This is a genomic window from Stenotrophomonas maltophilia group sp. RY12688 (assembly GCF_052149045.1).
In the GTDB taxonomy this organism is placed as follows: Bacteria; Pseudomonadota; Gammaproteobacteria; order Xanthomonadales; family Xanthomonadaceae; genus Stenotrophomonas; species Stenotrophomonas sepilia.
This window is the reverse complement of record NZ_CP197389.1, coordinates 2,556,863-2,570,604: the sequence shown is the minus strand read 5'-3', so window position 1 is coordinate 2,570,604 and position 13,742 is coordinate 2,556,863. Positions and strand designations below refer to the sequence as shown.

11 protein-coding genes, 7 tRNA genes and 1 pseudogene are annotated in these 13,742 nt (G+C 65.2%); 9 read left to right on the top strand and 10 right to left on the bottom strand.

Annotated elements, in window-relative coordinates:
• Nucleotides 1-27 precede the first annotated feature (27 nt).
• Together ACS0OT_RS12115 and ACS0OT_RS12110 are read right to left on the bottom strand one after the other, a co-directional pair.
• Nucleotides 28-235, bottom strand: a pseudogene (locus ACS0OT_RS12115) (GGDEF domain-containing protein); the annotation flags it as partial.
• A 269-nt stretch (nt 236-504) separates the two neighbouring features.
• Nucleotides 505-590 (bottom strand) — tRNA-Leu (locus ACS0OT_RS12110).
• A gap of 132 nt (nt 591-722) precedes the next feature.
• On the opposite strand from ACS0OT_RS12110, the gene ACS0OT_RS12105 reads away from it, so the two are divergent.
• Nucleotides 723-1,103, top strand: a complete 381-nt coding sequence (locus ACS0OT_RS12105; RefSeq protein ID WP_005417125.1) for a response regulator — start codon at nt 723-725, stop codon at nt 1,101-1,103.
• A 123-nt stretch (nt 1,104-1,226) separates the two neighbouring features.
• Here ACS0OT_RS12105 and ACS0OT_RS12100 read toward each other — a convergent pair whose 3' ends face one another.
• Entirely contained in the window at nt 1,227-2,183 is a 957-nt protein-coding gene (locus tag ACS0OT_RS12100; protein WP_164230174.1) for an SOS response-associated peptidase family protein, read from the bottom strand.
• 76 nt (nt 2,184-2,259) lie between these two features.
• Here ACS0OT_RS12100 and ACS0OT_RS12095 point away from each other — a divergent pair, with 76 nt between their 5' ends.
• Nucleotides 2,260-2,676 carry a GNAT family N-acetyltransferase gene (locus tag ACS0OT_RS12095; protein ID WP_139727277.1) on the top strand — a complete coding sequence of 139 codons (417 nt, stop codon included), beginning with the start codon at nt 2,260-2,262 and terminating at the stop codon, nt 2,674-2,676.
• A gap of 95 nt (nt 2,677-2,771) precedes the next feature.
• On the opposite strand, the gene ACS0OT_RS12090 is transcribed toward ACS0OT_RS12095, so the two are convergent.
• From ACS0OT_RS12090 to ACS0OT_RS12060, 7 genes are all read right to left on the bottom strand, one after another.
• Nucleotides 2,772-2,847 (bottom strand) — tRNA-Glu (locus ACS0OT_RS12090).
• A 47-nt stretch (nt 2,848-2,894) separates the two neighbouring features.
• Nucleotides 2,895-2,970: transfer RNA gene (locus tag ACS0OT_RS12085), tRNA-Ala, on the bottom strand.
• Between the two features lie 44 nt (nt 2,971-3,014).
• Nucleotides 3,015-3,090 (bottom strand) — tRNA-Glu (locus ACS0OT_RS12080).
• A gap of 49 nt (nt 3,091-3,139) precedes the next feature.
• Nucleotides 3,140-3,215: transfer RNA gene (locus ACS0OT_RS12075), tRNA-Ala, on the bottom strand.
• A 185-nt stretch (nt 3,216-3,400) separates the two neighbouring features.
• A tRNA-Glu gene (locus tag ACS0OT_RS12070) sits at nt 3,401-3,476 on the bottom strand.
• 54 nt (nt 3,477-3,530) lie between these two features.
• Nucleotides 3,531-3,606, bottom strand: a tRNA-Ala gene (locus tag ACS0OT_RS12065).
• A gap of 103 nt (nt 3,607-3,709) precedes the next feature.
• The gene (locus ACS0OT_RS12060; RefSeq protein ID WP_049415383.1) at nt 3,710-4,108 is read right to left on the bottom strand and encodes a heavy metal-responsive transcriptional regulator; all 399 of its coding nucleotides are present in this window, start codon (nt 4,106-4,108) and stop codon (nt 3,710-3,712) included.
• Between the two features lie 186 nt (nt 4,109-4,294).
• Here ACS0OT_RS12060 and ACS0OT_RS12055 point away from each other — a divergent pair, with 186 nt between their 5' ends.
• The 7 genes from ACS0OT_RS12055 to ACS0OT_RS12025 all read left to right on the top strand — a co-directional run bounded on the left by ACS0OT_RS12055 (nt 4,295) and on the right by ACS0OT_RS12025 (nt 13,732).
• Nucleotides 4,295-5,362, top strand: a complete 1,068-nt coding sequence (locus ACS0OT_RS12055; protein WP_005417111.1) for a GlxA family transcriptional regulator — start codon at nt 4,295-4,297, stop codon at nt 5,360-5,362.
• An 82-nt stretch (nt 5,363-5,444) separates the two neighbouring features.
• Complete coding sequence (locus tag ACS0OT_RS12050; RefSeq protein ID WP_032954270.1) at nt 5,445-6,248, top strand: redoxin family protein; 804 nt, start codon at nt 5,445-5,447, stop codon at nt 6,246-6,248.
• Between the two features lie 30 nt (nt 6,249-6,278).
• Nucleotides 6,279-7,118 (top strand): thiol:disulfide interchange protein DsbG, encoded by an 840-nt coding sequence (gene dsbG / locus ACS0OT_RS12045; protein ID WP_139727275.1) that lies wholly within the window; start codon nt 6,279-6,281, stop codon nt 7,116-7,118.
• A gap of 514 nt (nt 7,119-7,632) precedes the next feature.
• Nucleotides 7,633-9,063, top strand: coding sequence for a DcaP family trimeric outer membrane transporter (locus tag ACS0OT_RS12040; protein WP_139727273.1), 1,431 nt, complete (start codon nt 7,633-7,635; stop codon nt 9,061-9,063).
• A 76-nt stretch (nt 9,064-9,139) separates the two neighbouring features.
• On the top strand, nt 9,140-10,492 hold the full coding sequence (adiC, locus tag ACS0OT_RS12035) for an arginine/agmatine antiporter (RefSeq protein ID WP_005410068.1): 1,353 nt from the start codon (nt 9,140-9,142) through the stop codon (nt 10,490-10,492).
• A gap of 20 nt (nt 10,493-10,512) precedes the next feature.
• A complete protein-coding gene (locus ACS0OT_RS12030) occupies nt 10,513-12,801 on the top strand; it encodes an Orn/Lys/Arg decarboxylase N-terminal domain-containing protein (protein WP_164230172.1) in 2,289 nt (762 codons plus the stop codon).
• A gap of 28 nt (nt 12,802-12,829) precedes the next feature.
• Nucleotides 12,830-13,732: a cation diffusion facilitator family transporter gene (locus ACS0OT_RS12025; RefSeq protein WP_065178510.1), complete on the top strand. Its 903-nt coding sequence runs from the start codon at nt 12,830-12,832 to the stop codon at nt 13,730-13,732.
• Nucleotides 13,733-13,742 lie beyond the last annotated feature (10 nt).

Here is a 13,742-nt window from a genome sequence, read left to right as displayed (position 1 = left end):
GCCCGGCGGTCGGAGTGCTGTTCCCCGGCCTTGTTGGGCGGCCTGCTCATGTGCAACCTGCCAGGCTACGCCGATGCTGATGGTCACATGGGCCTCAGCGGCGGGCAGCGCGGTGGCTTCCACGGCGGCGCGCAGGCGCTCGCAGGGCGGCGATGAATTCCTCGCCGCCGTCGCGGGCCAGCAGGTCATCACCGCGTTGCGGGCAGCCGTCGAGGATCGCGGCAGCCGCCTGCAGGTTGTTGGCGTCCCAGCGCCCGGCGCTGATCGGATACGTCAGGCAGATGGCGGGCGATCTGCAGCGCCATCGCCCGTTCGGAAACGTCGCCCCAGCTGGTGTGCTCGATCACGCCTGGCAGCGAGAAGTAGTGGGACCGGGCGACGGCGTCGGACGCCCGCAGGAGGGGCAGCGCGCGGGCAGGGCATGCTGGGGCATGCTTGCCAGTGTCGGGCGCTCGGACCCGGGAAATGCAAAAAGCCAGGTCATGGACCTGGCCTTTGATGCAGTGGTGCCGGTGAAAGGACTCGAACCTTCATGGGGTCACCCCCGGCTGATTTTGAGTCAGCTGCGTATACCATTCCGCCACACCGGCAGGCAGCGTGCGAGTGTAACCGAGGTCGGCAGGCGATGCATAGTAGGAGGGCCTATGAGGGCGGTTCCTGTCGGCATTGGCCCCTTGATAGCTATACTCCCAGCGTGCAATTGCCTCCAGGAGCGGTAGCCGATGACAGTGTTGCAGGACCTGAGGGTGCTGGTGGTCGAGAACGACGAAATGAGTGCGGCCCTGCTGCAGATGCAGTTGGTGCATGCCGGCGCGACTGTGGTCGGGCTTGCAGCGAGCGTGTCCGAAGCCCTGCAGCTGCTGGAGCAGAGCACCCCGGACGTGGCCCTGCTGGACTACCGGCTGGCCCGCAACGAGACCAGTGAACCGGTGGCTGCAGCGCTTTCGGCACGTGGCATTCCGTTCGTGCTGGCCACCGGAACGCTGGCCGAGCAGCTGCCAACACCGATGTTGGCCGGCCTGTTGCTGGTCAAGCCCTACCTGTCGGCCGATCTGTCACGCGCGCTGGCGCGTGCGGTGGGTCGCTCCAGCGTCAAGGCCTGAGCCGTCCGCCACGGACCTGCAGGGGATACTGCCGGGGGGTGAATGCTCGCGTCTGCGATGTTCGGCGGCAACCCCTGATCCAGGAACCCCGCCCAGGCGGGGTTTTTCAATTGCGTCCGGCGCTCAGCCCGCTTCCTTGTACACGTAACGGATCTCCTCGCGGTCGTCGAGGATGCGGTACTGGCGCGCCAGGTCATCCGGTTCGGGGTTGAGCCAGGCGTCGAGGTGTTCCTTGCGGATCGGCACTACGCCGCGGTCATGCCCGGCAGCGGCGACGTCGCTGGGCGGTGCGTCGGTGATCGTGGCAAACGACAGCAGGCGGCCTTCCGGTCCTTCCCATTCTGCCCAGAGGCAGGCCAGCAGCAGGTCGCGCGGCGGATCGGGACGGAATTCGAGTACCACGTCCTGTTCCTTTTCGTCGGCACCGAGGGTGCGGCCGGCGATGGCGTGGCGGGGCACGTGCTCGTAGAACGCCTGTACCACCACCACGCCATGGCGCAGTCCGAACGCACCCCGCCAGTAACCTTCCAGGCTGTCGCGCCGCGCATTGTAGGTGCCGGGGTAAAGCACGTCGTTGCGCGCCGGCTTGTCCGGCAGCCGGCACTGGTAGCGCATCGGCCTGATCACGCGCTGGCCGTTCTCGCTGACCATCACCGGTGCGTAGGTGCCGGGGAAAATGCGGTTGTCACGCGGCAGCAGCTGCACCCGATGCAGGTCTTCCAGCCGGGCCTGTGCGCGCTCGATGCGGTTGCCGGCCACGCGCAGGTCGTTGCGCGCCTTCTGCGTGGGCCGGGTGGCCAGCGTGGCATGGGCAATATCGCGTCGTTCGCGTTGCCGGGCCAGTTCGGCCTCCAGTGCCTGTTGCTCCTGCGCATGCCATTGCTGGATCTTCACCACGATGTCCCGCCCCTGTTCGGTACGCGCACCGGCGAATCCGTCATCCATCGCCTTCGGGGTCTTCGGCCGCTTCTTGCCCGGATCGTGTGCGTACAGCTCGGCGAAGTCCTCCAGCGACAGGATGGCGCCGAACTCGCGTACCAGCTTGGCGTAGTCAGCGCGGATCAGGGCGGAATAGCACATGGGACTCTTTGGGCCTGGGTCGCAGCGGCTGCGACGTGGATGCGGCAGGATAGCCCGACCCATCCGGAGATGTCGCATGAATGATTCCATCACCTGCCAGTTCCGCGAAGCCGTGCCCACGGTCGAGGACTATTGCCAGTTGCGTGTGCTCGCAGGCCTCAGCGCCAAGACCCGGGAAGCAGCTGCGCGCGCGCTGCCCAATACGCTGTTCGGCGTGTGTGCCTACCAGGGTGCAGAACTTGTGGCGATGGGGCGTATCGTCGGCGATGGCGGCTGCCACCTGCAGGTCTGCGACATCGCGGTGCTGCCGCGGTTGCAGGGGCAGGGTCTGGGCAAGGAGGTGATGCGGCGCCTGGACGGCTGGATGCAGGCCAACCTGCCGCCGTCGGCTTACGTCAGCCTGCTGGCCGATGGCGAGGCGCATCGGCTGTATGCACAGTTTGGTTTCGCACCGACTGCGCCGGCATCGATCGGGATGTATCGGCGGTTCTGAGCCGTGGGCGGGGTGAAGTCATCTACGCGCAGGGCGGTTTGATGGCAGATCGCGGGCAAAGAAAAACCCCGGCCGAAGCCGGGGTTTTCAAGAATTGGCGTCCCCACGGGGATTCGAACCCCGGTCGCCACCGTGAAAGGGTGATGTCCTAGGCCTCTAGACGATGGGGACGCACGAAAACTTCAAGTTGTAGATCCTTCGACGGCCTAATGTCGAAGTGGTGGAGCCAAGCGGGATCGAACCGCTGACCTCCTGCATGCCATGCAGGCGCTCTCCCAGCTGAGCTATGGCCCCATGAAACTCTGGATATCTGCCAGGAGCAGAGTCCGTCTTGAAACTGGCGTCCCCACGGGGATTCGAACCCCGGTCGCCACCGTGAAAGGGTGATGTCCTAGGCCTCTAGACGATGGGGACGCACGAAAAACTTCAAGTTGTAGAACTTTCGACGGCCTAATGTCGAAAGTGGTGGAGCCAAGCGGGATCGAACCGCTGACCTCCTGCATGCCATGCAGGCGCTCTCCCAGCTGAGCTATGGCCCCGTGTTACCGAGCCGCCTATCATACCTGCGTGTTCACGTTTGTGGAAGCTTTTTTCGAACTTTTTTCGTCCCGGTTCAACCTTCGCCACCAAGGGCAGGGGAACCGCAACGCCACAACCTGAATGCCGGTAGGCGGTGAACAAAAAAGACCCGGTTATCGGCCGGGTCCTCGTTGTTCGTGATGAGTGGCGTCCCCACGGGGATTCGAACCCCGGTCGCCACCGTGAAAGGGTGATGTCCTAGGCCTCTAGACGATGGGGACGCAATTCTCATCAATGTTCTTTAGCGACCTTTCGACGGCCTAATGCCGAAAGATTGGTGGAGCCAAGCGGGATCGAACCGCTGACCTCCTGCATGCCATGCAGGCGCTCTCCCAGCTGAGCTATGGCCCCACGTCGCTGAGGAGCGAAATAATAGCCTTGCCCCAGAGGGTTGGCAAGCATTTGTTGCACTTTTCTTCACGTGCGTTGCGAGGGGGGCGACGATCGCACGTACTCAGTCGGCGCCGTCGGTCAGCGCCGCCAGGATCGGGCACTGATCCAGGGTGCCGTGGCCGGGGCAGGCGTCGACCAGCTGCGAGAGCGCGCTGTGCATGCGTTGCAGTTCAGCCATGCGCTGCGCGATGTCCTGCAGTCGGGCTTGCGCCGCGTCGCGCACGCTGCCCATGTCCTGCGGATGGCGATCACTGAGTGCCAGCAGTTCGGCGATTTGTTCCAGGCTGAAGCCCAGCGTCTTGGCGCGGCGGATGAAGCGCAGCCGGCGCAGGTCCTGCTCACCGAAGATGCGGTAGCCCCCGGCCGAGCGTGCCGCGGTGGGCAGCAACTGCTGGCGCTCGTAGTAGCGCACGGTATCGATCGGTACGCCGGCCTGGCGCGCCAGTTGACCAATGTTCATGGCGGATTCCTGCGGATGCTGCCGGTCATTCTGAAGCCTGGAGTCAGGTCCAGGGTCAAGCTCCCGTCGCTGACGGCGCATTCAGCGCACTTTGCAACTTTCTTCATAGCCCCGCCGTCGTGGCAGTTCCTACCCTGCGCCTGAACCGGCCGCTGGATGGCCCGCAACGAACCGAGGAGATGCTCTGTGGAAGGATTCAGGAACGAAGGATTCGTAGAGGTCGCGGTGGTCGAGTACCCGGGAGGCGACCCGTCGGCCGCCTCTGTGCTGACCGAAATGGCACATGTCGCCAACCGGCTTGCCCAGCAGCAGCGTCGCCCGTTCAAGCGTGTCCTGGTGACCCGCTGGGTCGTGCCAGCCAGCCAGACCGGCGTGCATCGCATTGCCGGCGCGGAGATGCTCGAGGCGGACATTCCCGCCGTGATCGCCGTGCCTGGCCAGATCAGTCAAGGCGTCTGCCTGCGCGCCGATGAGGTCCTGCTGGATTGGCTGCGCGCGCATTACGATGGCGGCAGTCTGCTGGCAGCTGCCAGCGATGGTGTCAGCATGCTGGCACGCGCGGGTCTGCTTGCCGGGCGCACCGTCAGTGGGCCGGACCTCGGGCGCCATCCGGGCCTGCAGGGGCAGTCGGCCAGCTGGGTGCCCAGTGAGCGCGCGCTGGTCGACGACGGTGATCTGCTGACAGTGGCCGGTTCCCAGGCCTGGCGCTTCCTCGCCCTGCGGCTGCTGTACCGGCTGCACGGCCAGGGCGTAGCGAGTTCCGTGGCGCAGCAGTTGGGGATCACGGTGCCCGCGGCGATCCAGCAGGATCTGGAGCGTTTCAGTGCCAACTTCGCCCACGGCGATCGCGACGTACTGAAGGCGCAACGCTGGCTGCATACCACCGCTGCGCGTGGGGCCACGCTCGGAGCGATCTGCGAGGTTTCCGGACTGGAACCGCGGACTCTGCAGCGGCGCTTCCTGAAGGCCACCGGCCTGCGTCCGATCGAGTATTGCCAGCGGTTGCGTATCGCCAAGGCGCAGACATTGCTGCAGCAGGGGGCGGGTATCGATGAAGTGGCCTGGGGCGTGGGCTATGCAGACCAGAGCGCATTCCGCCGCCTGTTCCTGCGCATTGTCGGAATGACGCCGGCCAACTATCGCCGGCAGGTCAACAACAAACGGCGCGAACGGCCGCTGTTGTCGTCGGTGGCGGGCAGCCTGCGCGGGCTGCAACCGGCGCCTGGCATGCAGATGCCGCGCAGCGCGGCCTGAAGCCGGCGTTGGGCGTCGCACTTGCAACCTGGGCGCGACGCTTTGACCATGCAGGCAACGAGATGATGGGACAGGTGGGTTGATGTCGAGTGTTGGACCGGTGCCGATGCCGGTGGTGCTGATCCTGATGTGCGTGCTGCTGGCCATGGCGGTGGCACACCTGTGGCCGCGGCCGAAGGACGGGATGGCAGTGCCTTCCGGGGCCAGCCTGGTCCTGGACATGTTGCTGATCGGCCTGCTGTGTGGACGCATCAGCTTCGTGGCCTTGAACTTCGCGCTCTACCGTGAGGCCCCCTGGAGCATCCTGCAGATCGCCGACGGTGGGTATCACCTTGCAGTCGTGCTGGTTGCGGGCCTAGCGTGGGGCACCTGGCGGCTGCGGTTGTGGCGCGCGTTACGTGCGCCGGTGTTGGCGGGGGCGCTGGTGGGTGTGGTGCTGTGGGCGGCGGGCAGCCACCTGCTGGCAACATGGCAGGAGCAGCGGATGCCGCTACCGGCAGTACAGGTGGCCGATCTGCAGGGGCGCAGGATCGATCTGCAGCAGTTCCGTGGCAAACCGGTGGTGCTGAATCTCTGGGCCAGCTGGTGTGGTCCCTGCCGTCGCGAGATGCCGGTACTGGCATCCGCACAGCAGACCCACACTGACGTGCAGTTCGTGTTCCTCAACCAGGGGGAAACCCTGGACGAAGTGAAGGGTTTCATCGCATCCGAACAGCTCTGGCTGGGCAACGTATTGCTGGACGATACCGCGTCGGCGTCAACCGTGCTGGGTGTACAGGCCTATCCGTCGACGCTGTTCTTCGACGCCGAAGGCCGCCTGCGTGAACTGCACCTTGGCGAACTGACGGCGGCGGGTCTTGAACACAAACTGCGCCGGCTGCGGTAGCCTGCGCGGGCATCTCACTACGGAGTTCCCATGTTGTCGACTTCCCTGCGCATCGCTCCGGCGGTGCTGTTGCTGCCGGTCATGCTGGCATTGGCCGCCTGCAGCCAGGCCCAGACCCCGCCGGGCAAGGCGGCCGCGCCGGCAGCGAGCGCTCAGGCCCCAGCGCCCAAGGGCGAGCGCCCTGCAGTGCTGAAAGGCATCGAGAAGCACGGTTTTGAAGTCGTTGCCGAGTTCGATGCGCCGGGTGGCCTGCGTGGATTCGCTGGCGTGGTGGGCGGGCAGCAGCCGGCCGCAGCCTATGTCACCGCCGACGGCAAGCATGTGCTGGTAGGCAGCCTGTTCGATGCCGAGGGCAACGACGTGGCCGCCGAGGCGGTGGAGAAGCTGGTCGCAGCACCGATGTCGGCCAAGATGTGGACCAAGCTGGAGGCCAGTGCCTGGGTGCGTGACGGCAAGGCCGATGCGCCGCGCGTGGTCTATACCTTCAGTGATGCCAACTGCCCGTACTGCCACAAGTTCTGGGAAGCAGCGCGTCCGTGGGTCGACGCCGGCAAGGTGCAGTTGCGCCACATCATGGTCGGCGTGATTCGCGAGGACAGCCCGGCCAAGGCTGCGGCCATCCTGTCTGCGCGTGACCCGAGTGCGGCCTTGCTGGAAAACGAACACCAGTTCGACCGTGGTGGCATCAAGGCCCTGCCGAGCATCAGCCGCGAGATCGCCGGCAAGCTCGATGCCAACCAGGTGCTGATGATTGAAATGGGCTTCCAGGGCACGCCGGGCATCCTGTTCCAGGATGCACAGGGCCAGGTGCAGCGTCGCGCCGGCCTGCCACAGGGCGCTGACCTGCAGACGGTGCTGGGCCCGCGCTGACCGGCACCCACGCCGTGATGCGACACCACAGGCCCGCATGGCAGCATGCGGGCCTGTTGCTTTTCGTCACCTGTGCGGGTGATGCAGGCTGCGCACCTCCTGTTCGTCGTCACGTCTGAATCGTGACTGACATCAAGCATCGCGCCTTGATTCCAATCAAGGCCAAAAACGACAGGCGGATTAGCCTGTGACGCATGGAATACAGCGTCAACGCGCCAGGGATGCCGCGCCTGACACGCCCTGAACCGGGGCAGTCGGCACAGCCATTCACGACGTTCTCACTCCCTGGTTGTTACCCAGACCGCTGCGGTCGCCACCTCTCCGGCAGTGCGGCCCTGATGGCGTCGATATCGGTACGGGCGGGGCAGTGTCATCGTCCTGTTGCCTGCCACGCGCAGGCTGGCCGGTGTCGTCGACGCAGTACCCGCATTTCCAGCAACGGCAACGCAACGTCGGAGCTGCGCCTGCGCGCGCGCCGTCAGTGCGCTGCGAATGTTCGTCCAGGGAGGATGCAATGCGCTTTGCGGTACTGAGTCTGGCCTGCCTGACCGCGCTGGCGGTCACGCCAGCATCTGCGCAGCAGAATGGCCAGGAGGATGCGCACGCATTGCGCCAGGAAATCGCTGCCATGCGGCAGGCACTGGAGGGCATGCAGAAGCGCCTGGATCAGCTCGAACAACGCGAGGGCGCTGTCGCGGCCGCTGCGCAGGTAGCGGCGCCGGTGACACCACCTGGCAGCAGCGCCAACCTGCTGCATCCCACCCAGGTGCCGGGTGTGGCGCAACCGGTGCTGCCGCAACGCGAATCGGTGGCCGATCCCTCAACGGCGGCCTCGCGTCCCGACAGCGCTGCTGGGCCGACCGACCCGGATCTGAAGGGCTTCTTTGCCATTCCAGGTACTGACACGGTGATCCGCATTGGCGGCTATGCCAAGCTCGATGCGATTGCAGATTCGCGTGCGGCCGGTGACGAGGATCAGTTCATCCCTTCGTCGATGCCGGTGGGCGGCAGCCATCGCGATGTTTCCAATTTCAACATCCACGCCAAGCAGACCCGCTTCAGCTTCGAGGCGCGGCGCCCGACCACGCACGGCAACCTGCGCTTCTACCTGGAGAATGATTTCTTCGGCAGCAGCGATGGCTACGCGTTCCGCCTGCGCCACGCGTATGGCCAGCTTGGCAATACCTATGCCGGCTACGGTTACTCCAGTTTCATGGACCCGGACAGCCTGCCCGACACGCTCGACTTCGCCGGTCCCGGCGGCGCCGGCTATCTGCTGGTGGCCGGCATCCACCACAGCTTCGCGATGGGCAAGGGCAACACCCTGACGCTGGCCGCCGAAGACCCCCAGACCGAACTGGCCGGTGCCAGTGATGAACGGGCCGCAGTGAACCGGCTGCCGGATGTGACCGTGACCGCACGCATGGAGCGTGACTGGGGCCATCTTCAGCTGGGCGCGGTGGCGCGCAGCCTGGCCTATGACGGTGAGGGCGAGCGCGACCGGCGCATGGCCGGCGGCCTGCAGTTCAGTGGCTCGGCATCGGTAGGCGAGCGCGATCTGTTGCTGTTCGGCGCGCTCGGCGGGCGCGGCCTCAGCCGCTACACCGCGGACCTGACCGGCTCCGGGCTGGACGCGGTGGTCGGTGCCGATGGCCGTCTCGACGCGCTGGACCTGCACGGCGGCTTCGTCGGCTACACGCATTACTGGTCCGAGCTATGGCGTTCGAACCTGATCTTCGGCCAGCTGACCCTGGAGCGGAACGCGGCACTCGCTGCCGACGCCTTCCGGCAGAGCCGATACGGCGTGTTCAACCTGATCTGGAGCCCGGCGCCGTCGTGGACGATGGGCATGGAGCTGCTGTACGGCCGCCTGGAACAGCAGGGCGGCGCGCGCGGCGACACGGTCCGGGTGCAGGGCAGCCTGCAATACAACTTCATCAAGTAAGCGCCAGCGGCGTTACGCCAGCGCAACCGTCCCCACGCCCGGCCGCACCGGGCTCATGCCAGTACAGGAGATTGTCATGGCAGAAGCAAAGAAAATCGGGGTGGTCGGAGCCACCTTCCTCGTCGCCGGCAACATGATGGGCTCAGGCGTGTTCCTGTTGCCGTCCAGCCTGGCCAAGATCGGTACCGCATCGATCTGGGGCTGGCTGATCACCACGGCCGGTGCGCTGTTGCTGGCCTTCGTATTCGCCAAGCTGGGCAAGCTGGCGCCGAAGGCGGGCGGTCCGTATGCCTATGCGCGTGACTGGTTCGGGCCTTACATGGGCTTCCAGACCAATACCATCTACTGGTTCGCCAACTGGATCGGCAACGTTGCCATACCGATTGCCGCGGTGGGCTACTTCAGCTACTTCTTCCCGATCCTGTCCGAGCCGCTGGTGCGCTGCATCGCGGTGCTGATCCTGGTGTGGGCGCTGAGCTTTGCCAACGTGATCGGCCCGGCCTTCGTCAGCCGTGTGCAGACGGTCACCACCAGTTTCGCGCTGGTGCCGATCCTGGGCATCGCCATTTTCGGCTGGTTCTTCTTCGATGCCGACATTTTCAAGGGCGCCTACAACGTGTCCGGTGAGTCCAACTTCGGTGCGATCTCCAGTGCCGCGGCACTGACCCTGTGGGCTTTCATCGGTGTCGAATCGGCTTCGGTCACGGCTGGCGTGGTCGAGAACCCGGAGAAGAACGTGGCCCGTGCCACTCTGGCCGGTGTGTTCCTGGCTGCCATCGCCTACATCGCCAGTTCCTCAGTGATCATGGGCATGGTGCCCAATGGCGAGCTGCAGACCTCCGACGCGCCGTTCGCGCTGGCGGCGGCCAAGGCGGTCGGCGGCTGGGGCGGCGCGCTGGTCAGCCTGTGCGCCTTCATCGGCGCCGCCGGTTCGCTGGGCGGCTGGATCCTGCTGACCGCGCAGAGTGCCAAGGCGGCCTCGGATGATGGCCTGTTCCCGAGCATCTTCAGCAAGACCAACAAGGACGACGTGCCGGTCAAGGGCGTGCTGATCGTGGCGGTGCTGATGACCCTGGCGGTGCTGGTGACGTCCACCTCGGAAACCGCGTCGGCCCAGTTCGACGTGATCACGTCGGCGGCCGTGGTGCTGACCCTGCTGCCCTACATCTACTCGTGCGTGGCCTGCTACTTCGTGGTCGAGCGTTCGCACACCCTGGTCCATACCGGTGCGTTCTGGACCCTCACCAGCCTGACCGTCGTGTACTGCCTGTGGGCGATCTACGGCTCGTCGGGAACCATCGTGCAGTACGCCTTCCTGTTCGTGCTGTTCATCACCGTGTTCTATCCCTTCTTCAGCGAGGAGCGCCGTCAGCAGCGGCAGCGCGCCCGCGAGGCATCGGCCATCAGCGCCGGCGCCCAGCGTTCCTGAGTTCGACAAGGAGAATCAACGTGTACTTCAAGTCCCTGGACTACCCGGTCATTGTCATCGACAACGACTACGAGTCGCCGCGCATCGGCGGCATCCTGATCCGCGCCCTGGTGGAAGAGCTGCGCAGCAACGACCAGCGGGTGCTGTGCGGGCTGAACCTGGATGATGCGCGTGCCGGAGCCCGTACCTACGTGGCGGCCTCGGCGGTTCTGATCTCGATCGATGGCAGCGAAGAGGTGGATGGCGAGTTCCAACGCCTCACCGCCTTCCTGCGCGAGCAGAGTGCGCGCCGCGCCAACCTGCCGGTGTTCCTGTACGGCGAGCGCCGCACCATCGAAAAGGTGCCGAGCAAGCTGCTCAAGTACATCCACGGCTTCATCTTCCTGTTTGAAGACACCAAGAGCTTCATCTCGCGGCAGGTGATGCGCGCGGCCGAAGACTACATGAAGAATCTCTTGCCGCCGTTCTTCAAGGCGCTGATCCATCATGCGGCAGAGTCGAACTACTCCTGGCATACGCCGGGCCATGCAGGCGGCGTGGCATTCACCAAGTCGCCGGTCGGCCGTGCGTTCCACCAGTTCTACGGTGAGAACACCCTGCGCAGCGATCTGTCGATCTCGGTGCCGGAGCTGGGCTCACTGCTGGATCACACCGGCCCGATCAAGGATGCCGAGGAAGAGGCGGCGCGCAACTTCGGTGCCGACCATACCTTCTTCGTCACCAATGGCACCTCCACCGCCAACAAGATCGTCTGGCATGGCACGGTGGCCCGCGGCGACGTGGTGTTCGTCGACCGCAACTGCCACAAGTCGCTGCTGCACGCGCTGATCATGACCGGCGCGGTGCCGGTGTATTTCACCCCAAGCCGCAACGCACACGGCATCATCGGCCCGATCAGCCTGGATCAGTTCACACCGGAATCGCTGCAGCAGCGCATCGCCGCCAACCCGCTGGCCAGCCAGGCCTACAAGGCCGGTTCCAAGCCGCGCATTGCGGTGGTGACCAACTCGACCTACGACGGCCTGTGCTACAACGCCGAGAAGATCGCCGACGAAATCGGCAGCGCGGTCGACTTCCTGCACTTCGACGAAGCCTGGTACGCCTACGCCGCGTTCCATCCGTTCTATGAGAACCACTACGGCATGGCCAAGGGCAAGCCGCGCGAGCAGGATGCGATCATCTTCACCACGCATTCCACCCACAAGTTGCTGGCCGCGTTCTCGCAGGCGTCGATGATCCACGTACGCAACTCGGCGCAGCGCGACCTAGATGCCGAGCGCTTCAACGAGTCGTTCATGATGCACACCTCGACCAGCCCGCATTATGGGGTGATCGCGGCCTGTGACGTGGCCTCGAAAATGATGGAGGGCGAGGCCGGCCGTTCGCTGGTGCAGGAAATGCATGACGAGGCGATCGCCTTCCGCCGCGCGATGCTGCACGTGCGTGACGACCTCGGGCGCGACGATTGGTGGTTCAGTGTCTGGCAGCCGACCAAGGTCGAGCGCAGCCTGGACAAGGGCGATACGCCGGCTCCGCTGGTGGCCAAGCGCGAGGAGTGGTACCTGCAGCCGGATGCGCACTGGCACGGCTTCGAGAATCTGGTCGATGACTACGTGCTGATCGACCCGATCAAAGTGACCCTGCTGACCCCGGGCCTGGCGATGGACGGCAGCATGGGCAAGCTGGGCATTCCGGCGGCGGTGCTGAGCAAGTTCCTGTGGGGCCGCGGCATCACTGTGGAGAAGACCAACCTGTATTCGGTGCTGTTCCTGTTCTCGATGGGCATCACCAAGGGCAAGTGGAGCACGCTGGTCACCGAGCTGATGGCCTTCAAGGAGCTGTACGACTGCAACGCGCCGTTGAGCCAGGCATTGCCGACGCTGGCGGCGGACTATCCGATTGCCTACGCTGGCTGGGGACTGCGTGACCTGTGCGATGCATTGCACGCGTTCAACCAGGAATTCGAGGTCGCCAAGGTGATGCGCGAGATGTACGTGGATCTGCCGACGCCGGTGATGACCCCGGCCGATGCCTACAACCACCTGGTGAAGGGCGAGATCGAGCGGGTCGACATCGAGCAGCTCAGTGGTCGCGTCGCGGCGACCATGCTGGTGCCGTATCCGCCGGGCATTCCGACCATCATGCCGGGCGAGCGATTCGGCGACAGCGACGAACCGATCATCCAGTCACTGCGTATTGCCCGTGAACAGAATGCGCGCTTCCCGGGCTTCGAGTCGGATGTGCACGGGCTCATCATCGAGCACGATGGCGATGTGACCTCGTACAAGGTGGAGGTGCTGAAGGCCTGACCGGCGACGGTCGGCCCTTCGGCGAGCGATGGATACCGCGCGCGAGCAACGCATCCTGAAATTCTCCATCGGGGTGACCATCGCGGTGAGCGCGGTCGGCTTCATCGGTGGCCTGCTGGTGGGATCGCAGGCCATCCTGTTCGACGGCGTGTACAGCCTGGTCGACGTTGCCTTGACCCTGGTGTCGTTGTCGGTACTGCGGCTGGTGGCGCGGGAGCAGAGCCCGCGCTTCCAGTACGGCTATTGGCATCTGGAGCCGATGGTCGAGGCACTCGGCGGGGTGATCCTGTCGCTGGCCTGCGTGTACGCGCTGGCCAACGCGGTCATCGGCTTGACCACGGGCGGGCACGAAGTGAAATTCGGGCCCGCGCTGTGGTGGGCGGCGCTGCTGAGTGCCAGCAACCTGGCAATGGCGACGTTCGTCGCGCAGCGTGCGCGGCGCCTGCGCTCGGCGTTGTTGTGGCTGGATGTAAGAGGCTGGCTGCTGGGTGGATTGATGAGCCTGGCGGTGGTGCTGGCCTTCGTGCTGGCCCTTGTCCTGCATGGCGGCAAGTGGCACCACTGGGTCCCGTACCTGGATTCGATCGTGCTGGCGTTGATCAGCCTGGCGGTACTGCCAGTGCCGGCGCGCAGTGCATGGAAGGCCATGCGCGAAGTGCTGCAGGTGGCGCCGGATGACCTGGACCGGCGCGTGCAGCAGGTAATGCAGGCATTCGTGTCCGAGCGTGGCTATGCCGGTTTCACCAGCCACGTGGCGAAGATGGGGCGGATGCGCTTCATCGAGATCCATGTGCTGGCAGACCCCGGTACGCCATTGGGCTCGGTGGGCGAGGTCGATGCGATGCGCGATGAGATCGCCGTGCGGCTGGATGCGCGGGGCAGCACGTTCTGGTTGACCATCGATTTCACTGCGGATCCGGCGTGGACGTAGCCCTGCCTCT

What these genes read in the sequence shown, in the direction of transcription:
- ACS0OT_RS12040 (WP_139727273.1), top strand. Translation starts at nt 7,633, where the DNA reads ATGCGCTTTGCGGTACTGAGTCTGGCCTGCCTGACCGCGCTGGCGGTC.
- ACS0OT_RS12095 (WP_139727277.1), top strand. Translation starts at nt 2,260, where the DNA reads ATGAATGATTCCATCACCTGCCAGTTCCGCGAAGCCGTGCCCACGGTC.
- adiC (WP_005410068.1), top strand. Translation starts at nt 9,140, where the DNA reads ATGGCAGAAGCAAAGAAAATCGGGGTGGTCGGAGCCACCTTCCTCGTC.
- ACS0OT_RS12050 (WP_032954270.1), top strand. Translation starts at nt 5,445, where the DNA reads ATGTCGAGTGTTGGACCGGTGCCGATGCCGGTGGTGCTGATCCTGATG.
- ACS0OT_RS12100 (WP_164230174.1), bottom strand. Translation starts at nt 2,183, where the DNA reads ATGTGCTATTCCGCCCTGATCCGCGCTGACTACGCCAAGCTGGTACGC.
- dsbG (WP_139727275.1), top strand. Translation starts at nt 6,279, where the DNA reads ATGTTGTCGACTTCCCTGCGCATCGCTCCGGCGGTGCTGTTGCTGCCG.
- ACS0OT_RS12025 (WP_065178510.1), top strand. Translation starts at nt 12,830, where the DNA reads ATGGATACCGCGCGCGAGCAACGCATCCTGAAATTCTCCATCGGGGTG.
- ACS0OT_RS12105 (WP_005417125.1), top strand. Translation starts at nt 723, where the DNA reads ATGACAGTGTTGCAGGACCTGAGGGTGCTGGTGGTCGAGAACGACGAA.
- ACS0OT_RS12060 (WP_049415383.1), bottom strand. Translation starts at nt 4,108, where the DNA reads ATGAACATTGGTCAACTGGCGCGCCAGGCCGGCGTACCGATCGATACC.